13 protein-coding genes are annotated in these 12,413 nt (G+C 46.6%); 12 read left to right on the top strand and 1 reads right to left on the bottom strand.

Annotated features, from left to right (window positions below):
- Positions 1-25: 25 nt before the first annotated feature.
- The 12 genes from MHH50_RS21105 (at position 26) to MHH50_RS21050 (ending at position 11,310) form a co-directional block, all read left to right on the top strand.
- Complete coding sequence (locus tag MHH50_RS21105) at positions 26-1,225, top strand: D-alanyl-D-alanine carboxypeptidase family protein (protein ID WP_175618935.1); 1,200 nt, start codon at positions 26-28, stop codon at positions 1,223-1,225.
- Positions 1,226-1,261: 36 nt separating this feature from the next.
- Complete coding sequence (locus MHH50_RS21100; RefSeq protein WP_076127464.1) at positions 1,262-1,927, top strand: nucleoside recognition domain-containing protein; 666 nt, start codon at positions 1,262-1,264, stop codon at positions 1,925-1,927.
- Between the two features lie 7 nt (positions 1,928-1,934).
- Positions 1,935-2,468: a spore maturation protein gene (locus tag MHH50_RS21095; protein WP_036676158.1), complete on the top strand. Its 534-nt coding sequence runs from the start codon at positions 1,935-1,937 to the stop codon at positions 2,466-2,468.
- 60 nt (positions 2,469-2,528) lie between these two features.
- Complete coding sequence (locus MHH50_RS21090) at positions 2,529-2,873, top strand: N-acetylmuramoyl-L-alanine amidase (protein WP_076127466.1); 345 nt, start codon at positions 2,529-2,531, stop codon at positions 2,871-2,873.
- A gap of 20 nt (positions 2,874-2,893) precedes the next feature.
- The gene (locus MHH50_RS21085) at positions 2,894-3,652 is read left to right on the top strand and encodes a pseudouridine synthase (protein ID WP_036676166.1); all 759 of its coding nucleotides are present in this window, start codon (positions 2,894-2,896) and stop codon (positions 3,650-3,652) included.
- A 120-nt stretch (positions 3,653-3,772) separates the two neighbouring features.
- Complete coding sequence (locus tag MHH50_RS21080; protein WP_038572444.1) at positions 3,773-4,294, top strand: redoxin domain-containing protein; 522 nt, start codon at positions 3,773-3,775, stop codon at positions 4,292-4,294.
- On the top strand, positions 4,294-5,979 hold the full coding sequence (locus MHH50_RS21075; RefSeq protein WP_076127467.1) for a cytochrome c biogenesis protein ResB: 1,686 nt from the start codon (positions 4,294-4,296) through the stop codon (positions 5,977-5,979). Before MHH50_RS21080 ends, MHH50_RS21075 begins: the two co-directional genes overlap by 1 nt.
- Positions 5,976-7,238, top strand: a complete 1,263-nt coding sequence (gene ccsA / locus MHH50_RS21070) for a cytochrome c biogenesis protein CcsA (RefSeq protein ID WP_076127469.1) — start codon at positions 5,976-5,978, stop codon at positions 7,236-7,238. The genes MHH50_RS21075 and ccsA overlap by 4 nt, the downstream gene beginning before the upstream one ends.
- Positions 7,239-7,314: 76 nt before the next feature.
- Positions 7,315-8,031 carry a response regulator transcription factor gene (locus tag MHH50_RS21065; RefSeq protein ID WP_036676174.1) on the top strand — a complete coding sequence of 239 codons (717 nt, stop codon included), beginning with the start codon at positions 7,315-7,317 and terminating at the stop codon, positions 8,029-8,031.
- Positions 8,032-9,468: an ATP-binding protein gene (locus MHH50_RS21060; RefSeq protein WP_076127471.1), complete on the top strand. Its 1,437-nt coding sequence runs from the start codon at positions 8,032-8,034 to the stop codon at positions 9,466-9,468. It begins immediately after the preceding gene.
- Between the two features lie 118 nt (positions 9,469-9,586).
- Complete coding sequence (gene glpK / locus MHH50_RS21055; RefSeq protein WP_076127473.1) at positions 9,587-11,080, top strand: glycerol kinase GlpK; 1,494 nt, start codon at positions 9,587-9,589, stop codon at positions 11,078-11,080.
- 20 nt (positions 11,081-11,100) lie between these two features.
- A complete protein-coding gene (locus MHH50_RS21050; protein ID WP_076127474.1) occupies positions 11,101-11,310 on the top strand; it encodes a DNA-binding protein in 210 nt (69 codons plus the stop codon).
- Positions 11,311-11,386: 76 nt separating this feature from the next.
- On the opposite strand, the gene MHH50_RS21045 is transcribed toward MHH50_RS21050, so the two are convergent.
- Positions 11,387-12,379, bottom strand: coding sequence for a ketoacyl-ACP synthase III (locus MHH50_RS21045; protein ID WP_076278351.1), 993 nt, complete (start codon positions 12,377-12,379; stop codon positions 11,387-11,389).
- Positions 12,380-12,413: the final 34 nt, after the last annotated feature.

Raw genomic sequence — 12,413 nt, 5'->3', positions numbered from 1 at the left:
TCCGATAAGAAGCCGGAGGATGAACATGAAGACAATAACCCGTAAATGGCCATTCGCCTTAATATTGTGCCTTTCGCTGCTGCTTCTGGCGCCGCTATCTTCAATTCAGGCCGAGAACAGCTCTATCTCTACACATGCAAGAGCAGCGGCACTGATTGATGTGGAATCTGGGCGTATTTTGTACAGCAGCCGTGGGGATGAGCCTATGCTTATTGCCAGCTTGACCAAAATTATGACCGCCCTCGTCGCCATTGAGAATGGTGATTTAGCCTCTAAAGTCAAAGTAGGAAAAAATGCCTATGCGAAAGAAGGCTCTTCTATTTACTTGCAGCAGGGAGAAGAGATGACGCTGGAAAATATGCTGTATGGCCTGATGCTGCGCTCAGGGAATGATGCAGCAACGGCGATCGCTGAGCATATCGGTGGTTCTGAGGAAGGTTTTGTATACCTTATGAACGCTAAGGCTGAGGAGCTAGGGCTAACCCATACTCATTTTGCTAATCCCCATGGTCTTGACGCTGAAGGGCATTATTCAAGTGCTAACGACTTGGCTGTTCTGACCGCTTATGCTCTTCATAATCCTGTATTTAAAGAAATTGTGAAGACGCAGGAGAAAACTGCAGACAATCCAAATGAGAAATGGGATTACAAATGGAGAAACAAAAATAAGATGCTGTATTTATACGAGGGAGCGGACGGTGTAAAGACAGGTTATACCAAAAAAGCACTGCGCTGCCTTGTCAGCTCTGCCACCAGAAACGGCCAGCAGCTTGTCGCAGTTACTATAAATGACGGCGATGACTGGAATGATCATGCTTCCCTGTTAAACTTCGGGTTTAATCACTATCCGCTCAAAACACTGATCGAACGTGGTGATGCCGTGACGGGCTATAACTTTGTAACCTCCAAAACCTTTGCTTATCCACTTGGACAAGGTGAACAAAATAGAGTGATCACGAAACTTGTTTTAAATCAGAAGGAAAGTGCTTCAGCCGAAGCTACACGAGCGAATTTTGGATTGCAAGGGGCGCTTGTGCTGGAGCTGGGCGGAAAAGAAATAGGTCGCGTGCCGGTGTATACTCCTGAGAACCTGCCTCCTGAGCAATCTGCTTATATGAAAAAGTACAGTCCAACACTAGCACAGGCTTACCCGGCAAATAATTGGTTCCAGGCGCTGGGCAGTGCACTGAAGGCTCTATTTGAAATGGGAGCGAGTTCGAAATAAGAAAATGGGCTGATGAATGAAGAAGGAGGCGTATCCATGATTAACGGGATTTGGCTAGGAATGATCATCATCGGTTTTCTGTTCGCCGCCGTTAACGGCAGAATGGATGAGTTTACAGCCGCCGTATTCGACGGAGCCAAGAGTGGGGTAACGGTAAGTTTTGGCTTAATCAGTGTGCTTGTGTTCTGGCTTGGGATTATGAAGATAGCAGAAGATGCAGGTTTGCTTAAAAAGATTGCCAAGGTGCTTGGCCCTGTCGTAGCTTTTTTATTCCCTGATGTGCCGAAAGGGCATCCTGCCATAGGATATATTCTCTCCAATATGAGTGCTAATCTGCTCGGACTAGGCAATGCCGCAACGCCAATGGGCATCAAGGCGATGCAGGAGCTGCAAAAGCTCAACCCTGATAAAGAGACCGCGACACCAGCCATGTGTACTCTTCTAGCGCTTAACACAGCAAGCATTACGCTTATCCCGGCCACACTGATTGCCATCCGGTTAAACTATGGTTCAGCCGATCCCGCAGGCATAGTAGGTACAACACTTGCAGCAACGGCCGTGGCTACACTTGCAGCGATTGCGGCAGACCGGTTTTTCCGAAGGTTGACTTTATTGCGCAAACCGCCGAAGCCCCCTTCAGCAAAGTCCGGGGTTCCTCCTTTGGCGAAGACAACACTCCCTAATTCCTCATTGAAAGGGTGAACGTGATTTGTACCAGTTTATCAGTCTCATATCGGCATGGGCGATTCCGGTCATGATCACGTTCATCCCGCTCTATGCTTTTACGCGCAAAGTGCCAGTCTACGAATCCTTTGTTGAAGGTGCGAAAGATGGGTTTGGCACGGCCATTGCGATTATTCCCCATCTTGTGGGGATGCTGGTTGCGATCAGCGTTTTTCGCGCTTCCGGTGCGCTGGATTTTTTTATGGGCTTCATATCCCCAGCCCTGCGGGGGCTTGGTGTTCCGGCAGAAGTATTGCCGCTTGGTCTTCTGCGGCCGCTTACGGGGACTGGGTCGCTAGCTTACACTACGGATCTAATCCGTGTGCATGGCCCGGATTCTTTAATTGGTATGATTGCTTCCACCATACAGGGGAGCACAGATACTACGCTTTATGTTTTGACCGTTTACTTTGGAGCTGTAGGCGTACGGAATGGCCGTTATGCGCTTAAGGTTGGCCTGTTCTCCGATGTTGTCGGCTTTGTCGCCGCGATCGCTGTGTGTTTGCTATTATTTGGATAGTCACCCCATTGCCCCCCTGAACATATGCTATTGCAGCAATGTGGAGGGGGGCATTCCGCAATGAACTATAAAGGTTTTATTCTGCATCATTCTAGCTGCACATCCATTAACGGTAAAGGTTTTGACTTCTGGGTAGGAGTGGATGGCGCAATTTATGCAGCACCGCTACTGACAGATCCGGAGTATATTCATATTTGTTTGGAAGGTGATTTTGGTAAGAAAGTGGGCGATCCTCCAATATCCGGAAGGCAGGAGCAGCTTTTTGCAACGGCTAAACTCGTTTTAGAATTAGTAGAACGCTACCAAATCTCCCCTTTAATCATCGAACCCCACAATAATTCCTGCCCAGGAGCATTTTTTCCTTGGAATGAACTTGTGATTTATCCCTCTGATGGTTATCATTGATCTGAGGTGACTAGTCGAATATGGAAAGATTACAGAAAATTTTGGCGCAGGCCGGTGTGGCGTCCAGACGCAAGTGTGAAGAAATGATTTTGGCCGGTAAAGTGGAAGTCAACGGGGAACTCGTAACTACGCTTGGCACGAAGGTAGACCCCGCAACAGATATTATTAAAGTTTCCGGTAGACTGATCCGGGGCGAGAACAAAATCTATATTATGTTCAACAAACCTAAGGGAGTAATCACAAGCGCTTCCGATCCAAAGGGTCGTAAGGTTGTAACTGACTACCTAAAAGGAATTACTGAACGGGTTTACCCTGTAGGCCGGCTCGATTACGATACGGAAGGTTTGCTGCTGCTGACGAATGATGGGGACTTTGCTAACTTGCTGACTCATCCGAAGCATCATGTACCTAAGACGTATCATGCTACGGTCAAGGGTATACCGCATGGCACTGCATTGGACAAGTTGAAAGCTGGCATCAAGCTGGAAGATGGCATGACAGCGCCTGCGGAAGTAGAGTACAAGGATATTGATGAGGCAAACAAGGAAGCGGTTATCAGCATCACGATTCACGAGGGACGTAACCGTCAGGTACGACGCATGTTTGATGCGATTTCACACCCCGTACTCCGTCTGAAACGGATTTCATTCGGGGATATTATGCTGCAAAATCTCAAACGTGGCTCTTACCGTCATTTGACCAAGGATGAAATTAACCATCTGCAGCAAATTGCCAAAGCAGGATTGCTTAAAGAAAGAACTCCACGTAAAGAGTCATAAAGACACAGAATATTCACAATTAAACCCCCTAAAGCTGTGACGAAATTCGCTATAATGTTCATAGGATGTTCACACCTTACAACATAAGTATGAGTTGCGTCACAGAAGGGGGCTTTACGTGTGGGTAAAGCAAGAAAACCAATTCAAATCGTGATTCTGTTTCTAATTGTTATAGTGGGCGGTTATGCCATCGGTTCCTCTGTATTTGGGGGAAGCGGCAAACCAGAGGAAGGGAGCAAAGCACCTTCCTTTGATTTGCTTGGGCTTGACGGTCTGGCTCATACCCTAGACGAATATAAGGGCAAGACTATTGTGCTTAATTTCTGGGGCTCTTGGTGTGCACCTTGTGTCAAAGAAATGCCGGCTCTCCAAGCGCAATGGGAGAAATGGAAGGACAAAGACGTAGTGGTCTTAGGCATTAATGTGGGCGAAGACCGGATGACTGTCGAGAATTTTGTGAAGCAGGTAAACATCGATTTTCCGATTTTGATGGACACTGGACGTGATGCTGTACGAAGTTATGGTATTTCTCCGCTGCCAACTACCTTATTCATTAATTCCAAGGGTAAAATTGACAACATTCATATCGGCCAGCTTGATTTGAATTCACTTGATGATCAAATTGGGAAGCTGGTGGATTGATGAGTGAACGCGAGGCATTTATAACCAACACCAAATGTGAATGTGGTCACCAGAACCCTGTAGGTACTGTTTTATGCGAAGCATGCGGGAAGCCGTTGGGGAAGGAATCAGACTGGGGCGAGAATTTGGAAATGCGTTACGATGGCGTAGCTCGCCGATCTCAGCGCGTTAACCCGGGGATTATTGATCGGGTGTGGAACTTTTTCTCTTCCGTCAAAATAGCGATCTACCTGATCGTGTTGACACTTATAGGCTCTATGCTGGGGACGATTTTCCCGCAGGAGAGTACTTTTCTTAATATTGATGCCTCAGTTTATTACAAGCAAGAGTACGGAACAGCCGGATATATTTATCACAAACTTGGACTTTCACATACATACGAATCCTGGTGGTTTGTAACTCTACTCGTAATGATCGGCGCTTCACTTGTGATCTGTAGCTTGGATCGAGTACTTCCGCTCTATAAGGCCTTAACCAGACAGAAGATTCGGAAACATCGTCAGTTCTTAACTCGGCAAAAAGCTGTGTTAGTGACTGAAGTACAAGAGGAACCAGAAGCTTGGGTAGCCCGGGTAATTCAGCCTATGCGTAAAAAGGGCTATCGCGTGAAGACGGATGGAGGGGCTCTGCTGGCAGAGAAACATCGCTTCAGCCGCTGGGGACCTTATGTAATACATATTGGCTTAATTATTTTTTTACTTGCTGTATTAGCAAGAGGATTGCCGGGACTGAACATGGATCAGCATCTTGCTTTCCCGCAAGGGGAGATCACACAGATTCCGGACACCACCTATTATTTGAAAAATGAGAAATTTACCGTGGAGTTTTATACGGAGGAAGAGATGCCTGAGGAATTTCGCGGCAAAAAAATACTTCCAAAGCTATTCCAGACCCAAGCTGTGCTTTATGAATGCACCGCGGATTGTGGAGACCCTTCGAAGGAACCGCAGCTATCCGAGGTGACGAAACATGATATCCAAGTAAATTCACCTTTGGATTATAAAGGATTGAAAGCGTATCAGTTTGATTATGATCTGACCCCTGTGCTGCGTTCGGTACAGCCTGAGCTTAAGAATTCCACCACTGGCGAGGCGTACGGCAAATTTAAGCTGGACATGAAGAACCCTCAGCGGGCAATTCAGGCGGGTCCTTATACTTTAACTTTGAAAGAAAAGTATATGGATTTTGGTCTAAATGAGGAGGGCCAGCCGATTTCCAAATCACCTTATCCGAATGCACCTGCTTTTTTGTTCCTGATACAAGGTCCGGATCTCCCGGCGGAAGGGCAGCAGTATTTCTATTTTCCTAAACAGGTGGATAAGGCGCAGTTTCAACAGGCTGCCATTAACGATAAGCTTGGCGGGAGCAATAGATTTCTTGAGCTTGAAGTGGACAACATGAGCGACGTTGATTTTTCGGAATCGACTACTTACTTGAATATACGTATTGATCGTGCAATGCCGTTTGTATGGCTAGGTGCAGCAATCGTGATGCTGGGTTTAGTGCTTGGCTTCTACTGGCAGCATAGACGTATCTGGCTTACCGTTGCTAACGGGGAGCTTATCCTCGGAGGACATACGAACAAGAACTGGTTCGGGTTCCGCCGTGAGATCGTTTCTATTTTAGAAAAAGTAGATCTGGTAGTCGATGAAAAATCATTAGATAATGGAGGAGGCCTTTCATGAGCTTGCTCGACATCAGCAGCGCTGTCTTTATTGCCGCATTTTTATTATACAGCGGTTCGTTTATGTTATTCACTATCGCCATCATGGGTCGCAAGTGGTCAGGCCGCAAGCCGGAGGAACATACCGCACGTTGGGGCAAAATTGCTTTTATTTTCTCTTCAATAGGTCTTATCTTTCATCTTATTTATTTCTTTACACGCTGGGCGGGCTCAGGGCATATTCCGGTCAGCAACATGTATGAGTTCATGACTTTTTTATCGATGATGGTGATGGTTGCCTTTACTGTGATGTACGCTATTTATCGTAAGGTAATCTTGGGTCTTTTTGCAGTTCCAATCAGTATTATTGTGATGGCTTATGCCGCAGTATTTCCACAGGAAGTACAGCCGCTGATTCCATCTCTTCAATCGAACTACTTAAAGATTCACGTAACACTGGCTGCACTAGGTGAATCCTTCTTCGCAGTAGGGTTTGCGGCGGGACTGATGTATCTGCTGCGAACAGTCAATTTTTCCAGTAAAGAGAAGGCGGATCGCAAGCAACAGAGGCTGGTCGAATTTACTCTCTTTTCAATCATTGTTATAATTGGGTTTCTGGGTTCTGTTTTTGCATTCCGCGGAGCAGGCTATGAAACTGTTTTTGTCCGTACGAACGTTACGATTGACAGCCCCGGGCAGGAAAATAGTACAATAGAGAAAGTGAGTTATCGAATGCCGCCGATTGTGGCACCTCACAATAGCGAAATTGAGAGCTTCCAGTCGTTTCTTGGCATAAAAGAACCACTCTTTGAGGCACCATCTTGGATGAATGGTGTAAATGCTGGACGGAAGTTTAATACTGTAATTTGGTCACTCCTTTCGGGATTAATCCTCTACGGAGTTCTTCGCTTGATCGTACGTAAACCGCTGGGTACTGCTTTACACCCAGTGATGGACGGAATTGATGAGGGCGATCTAGATGAGATTACGTATAGGGCGATAGCCATTGGCTTTCCTATTTTCACATTAGGCGCTTTGATCTTTGCAATGATATGGGCGCAAATCGCTTGGGGAAGATTCTGGGGATGGGATCCTAAGGAAGTCTGGGCGCTTGTCACTTGGCTCTTCTATAGCGCTTATCTTCATTTACGTTTGGCTCGTGGATGGCAAGGAAGAAAATCTGCCTGGCTGGCTGTGCTTGGCTTCCTGGTCGTAATGTTTACTCTGGTTGGCGTTAATTTAGTCATCGCCGGACTTCATTCTTACGCGGGGACGGACTGAGCATAGTTTACCTGTTAACGTTGCACAATGGTTTAAAGGTTACGTTCTACTGTATTGATGAAGGGGTTGTAGTGAAATGGCAGATCATTTAAACAGAATTCTGGTAGTGGATGATGAGGAACGCATTCGCCGCCTGCTAAAGATGTATCTTGAAAAAGAAGGTTATGAAATCGATGAAGCGGAAGACGGAGAAATCGCTCTTCGTAAAGCAACAGCAAATGACTACGGTCTAATTTTGCTGGATGTTATGCTGCCTGGCATCGATGGGATGGAAGTGCTGACAAGACTCAGAGGAGTGAAGTCAACACCGGTCTTAATGCTTACAGCTAAAGGCGAAGAGATCAACCGTGTCCAAGGCTTTGAGATGGGCGCAGACGATTATGTTGTGAAGCCCTTCAGTCCACGTGAAGTCATTTACCGGGTGAAGGCTATTATGCGCCGTTCTTCGGCAACTGCTTTCTTGTCCAAGGAGAGCAATTCCAGCAATAACATTGTATTTACTCATCTTATTATTGAACATGATGCTCACCGTGTGACTGCTGGTGGTGAAGAAGTAAGTTTGACACCTAAAGAATATGAACTTCTGCATTATTTGGCTATTTCGCCTGATAAAGTATTTTCTCGTGAAGAACTGCTTAAGGATGTCTGGAATTATGAATTTTTCGGAGATTTGCGTACTGTAGATACTCACGTAAAACGTCTTCGTGAAAAACTGAATAAAGTATCACCGGAATCTGCAGCGATGATTACGACCGTATGGGGCGTAGGCTACAAACTAGAGGTACCTAAATAAGTGAACTTCTGGAGAAGTCTTGTCGGCAAACTGTGGGTTACGATCATCTGCCTGGTCGCTGTCGTGCTTATTACCTTGGGGTTATTTTTGCTTCCCTACATAGACAGTAACTTTGCCAATTCCGGAGATATCAAACGTTTATTTATGTATACTTGTATGATCGGATTTTCTTTGACGACATTTTTTGCATTGTTTTTGTTTACCAAAATTACTCAGCCGATGCAGCGTGTCATTGAAGCTGCGAATAACATTCGCCGGGGTGAATACGGAACAAGGCTTACGCTTGTCACAAGTGATGAAATTGGCCAGTTGGCTACTTCCTTTAACCACATGGCTGAGGAGCTTGAAGAGAACATTCGCAGTCTGCATCATGAGAAGGGGCATCTGTCTAGCGTACTGCGCAGTATGAGCGATGCTGTGATCACCTTTGACATTGAAGGGCAGATTATTTTGACCAATCCGCATGGCCAAGCTCTGCTAGAGAGCTGGAGCGATTTGCAGTGGGAACATGCGAGTGATGCTGAGCTCCATCCCGAAACGGCTGAGAGCAGTGTTCCTCCTCCCCTGCGTCCTTTATTTTTAAGCACCTTGAAGCAAGGTGGCGATGACCGCTCCAATGTACATGTACGGCAGGGCGTCTGGTCTGTTCATATGGCACCGTTATATTCTGAAGGCAGCATCCGGGGAGTAGTTGCTGTACTGCGGGATGTGACGGAAGAGGTGCGTCTGGAAAAGATGCGCAGAGACTTCGTAGCTAATGTCTCCCATGAAATCCGCACGCCATTGTCGATGATGCAAGGGTACAGTGAGGCTTTATTGGACGGGATGGCTTCATCCCCCGAAGAAAGCAGTGAGCTGATCCAGGTCATTCATGACGAATCGCTGCGTATGGGGCGTCTGGTTAAGGATTTGCTTGATCTTGCCCGAATGGAAGCCGGACATACGGATATGATGAAAGCTCAGGTGGACATGAACGAACTGCTGGAACGAGTCTACCGTAAATTTTCTGTACGTGCGAAAGAGCGCGATATCCATCTTCACTTACAACAAGAGAGTGATATTGCTGTTCTGAAGGCGGCGGATGAGGATAAACTGGAACAAGTCTTAACCAATTTACTCGATAATGCTTTTCGCCACACACAGGGTGGCAAAAAAATCACGGTTCATACAGGAACTTGTGTATTAGAAGGCCGTCGTTATCTTGAGATTAAAATTCAGGATGAAGGGGTTGGAATTCCACCAGAGGATCTGCCGTATATATTTGACCGCTTCTACAAAGCTGATAAGGCGCGTGTACGGGGAGAATCAGGTGGAACGGGACTTGGGCTTGCGATTGTTAAAAATATTGTAGAGTCGCATCACGGGACCATCTCAGCTTCAAGCAAACTAGGCGAAAGTACAACCTTTACGCTAAGACTTCCTGTCGAAAAACAGTAATTCCAAACACAATGTGTGATAGCGCCTCTGACAGCAGAGGTGCTTTTTGTTGAAACAAACACATTAATCTTGTTCATCGTGGAACATATCTTGTAGGTTTTGCTTGGGAGGGCATAGAATGATTTTATCTTTAGACCAAGGTACTACCAGCTCACGAGCCATATTGTTCGATACGGAGGCTAAATGGGTCTCACAAGGTCAATATGAAGTTAAACAATCCTTCCCCCATCCAGGCTGGGTAGAGCATGACCCTGAGCAAATCTGGGCGTCACAGCTCGCAGCGGCAAGAGATGCGATTGCGCGGGGTGGCATAGCAGTTGAGGAGATCTCTGCCATCGGAATAACCAATCAGAGAGAAACAGCTTTAATCTGGGATAAAATAACGGGCAAACCGATATACCCTGCGATTGTGTGGCAGGACAGGCGTACTGCAGAGCAATGTGAAGAACTTAAAAGTAAAGGGCTGGAGCAAGTTATTGCGAGCAAGACGGGCCTTGTTGTAGATGCTTATTTCTCAGCTACCAAAATCTCCTGGATACTGGATCATGTGGATGGCGCCCGAGAGCGGGCGAATCGAGGGGAACTTCTAGCGGGGACGATCGACAGCTGGTTAATTTGGAGACTTACTTGCGGAGCCGTACATGTCACGGATGTTACCAATGCCTCACGTACGATGCTGTTTAATCTTCATGAACGGTGCTGGGATGAAGAGCTAATGGAAGAGCTTCGTATTCCGCGTGTCATCCTGCCAGAAGTAAGAATGTCTGGCGGCGAATTTGGAGTAGCAGACAAACAGTGGTTCGGGGCGGACATTCCAATTCGCTCTGTACTTGGAGATCAACAGGCCGCATTGTTTGGACATACTTGTCTAGAACCCGGCAGTGCCAAAAACACCTATGGTACAGGCTGTTTTATTCTAATGAACACAGGCACAGAAGCTGTAGCCTCCAGTCATGGCTTGTTGACCACTGTAGCTTGGGGTATGGGAGATGAACTCTATTATGCCCTAGAGGGCAGTGTGTTCGTGGCCGGAGCGGCTGTTCAGTGGCTGCAGGAGGGTCTTGGTCTTATAGAGGAGCCAGCAGGCTCAGAAGATAAAGCACGGGAAGTAGAGGACAGTGAAGGGGTTATCGTTGTGCCTGCGTTTACCGGACTCGGGGCACCCTATTGGGATATGTATGCCCGTGGAGCCATATTTGGCCTTACTAGAGGCACTACCTCAGGACATCTGGTACGAGCTACATTGGAGTCCTTAGCCTTTCAATCTAGAGATGTAATAGGAGCTATGGAAAAAGACGCAGGCATGCCATTGACCGGCCTTCGTGTGGATGGCGGAGCTGTGCGTAACGATTTGCTGATGCAATTCCAGTCTGATATCCTGGGCAGTGAGGTTACTAGAACAACCTATGCGGAGACAACAGCTTTGGGTGCGGCGCTTCTGGCCGGGTTAACGTCCGGAGTCTGGACACGTGCTCAGCTAGAGAGCTTCAACAAGGCTGAGAGGGTCTTCTCGCCTGAGATGGGTATAACTGAGCGGGAAGGTCGTTACAACGCCTGGAAGGACGCTGTAGCGCGTACCATGGGTTGGGAGAAGCATGAAGGATATCAGTGATAAAGGGGCTGTATATATCTATGGTTAACGGCACCGAATCTGATCTGCCGGGTGGACTATCTAAGCCGGCGCTTCGAGCCCTGCATGGGGCTGGATATGTTCAGCTTCAACAATTCAGCAAGCTTACTGAAGCAGAGCTTCTGCAGCTACATGGATTGGGGCCAAAGGCGATCGTCCTATTACGGAGTGCTCTCGCGGAAAAGGGGCTCACCTTTGCAAGTAAGTCCTGATGTTGCGTTCATATTTATATTAAAAAACGGCAAGCTTAGGTGAATCCCTAGCTTGCCGCTTTTTGTTATACAGCTCCTAATATTCAATAACAAATGCTACATTTTGCCAACCGGCGCCCACTGTCCAGAACAGGACTTTATCACCACGTTCGATCTTTCCAGTAGTTACAGCTTTATGTAGAGCAATAAATGGGCTGCTGGTAGAGGTATATCCGAATTCATCCCCTATGTATACCGCTACATTGCGATCAATGCCGACTTTCTTACACATCTCTAAGATATTAGGCAATGAAAACTGTGAGAAGCAGGCTGCTTTAATGGCTTCAGGCGCGATATTGTTGTTAGACAGTAGAGTACGAATAGACTCAGAAGCAGCATCTATGCAAATGGAATTATCAAAAGGAATAAACTTCACATTAAACTCTCCAGCCGCTACACCTTGTTTACCCAGTTTAGCCAGGCCTGCGCACGGGAACTTGGAATTATCGCAAACACAAGGATCCGTTTGGTAGATAGAGTCAATGAAACCGACCACATCCTCAGCTTGTTCAAGAATGACTGCCGCCGCTGCATCACCGAAGTTAGCGTAATAGACTGGATCATTCTTATCGGTATGAGGGGTTACATAATCGGAGCCGATGACCAACGCTCGTTTAATCCTAGGATTCGCTTGCATCTGACGGCTAACCTGTTCCACAGAAGCCGTCATACCCGCACAATTAGCATTACTGTCAATGCAGATCGTATGGGATGCGCCTTTGATCAAACGGTGAATCATTAATGAGTTGGTAGGAAAGATATACTCAGGAGTTTGACTTGCATAGGCAATAAGGTCGATATCGGCACCTGTGAGACCACTTTTCTCCAGAACATTCCTGGCAGCCTCAAAAGCCATCGTAAGGGAATTCTCATCCGCATCCTTAATACTATACCGTGTAATACGACCTAATGCGGATAATAGACCTCGAATATCAATGCCTTTTTCGTCAAAATGCTTAATGAAAAAGTCGTTACCAACTATATTGCTGGGATGATAGATATCAATGCCTTTAATACGAATTCCGGTCATAATACGCCTCCAGGAAAGCAGTAAAATGTGGCCT

It is taken from the genome of Paenibacillus sp. FSL H3-0302, from assembly GCF_037982245.1.
Taxonomy (GTDB): Bacteria; Bacillota; Bacilli; order Paenibacillales; family Paenibacillaceae; genus Paenibacillus_AQ; species Paenibacillus_AQ odorifer.
This window is presented reverse-complemented; position numbering and strand designations above follow the sequence as displayed.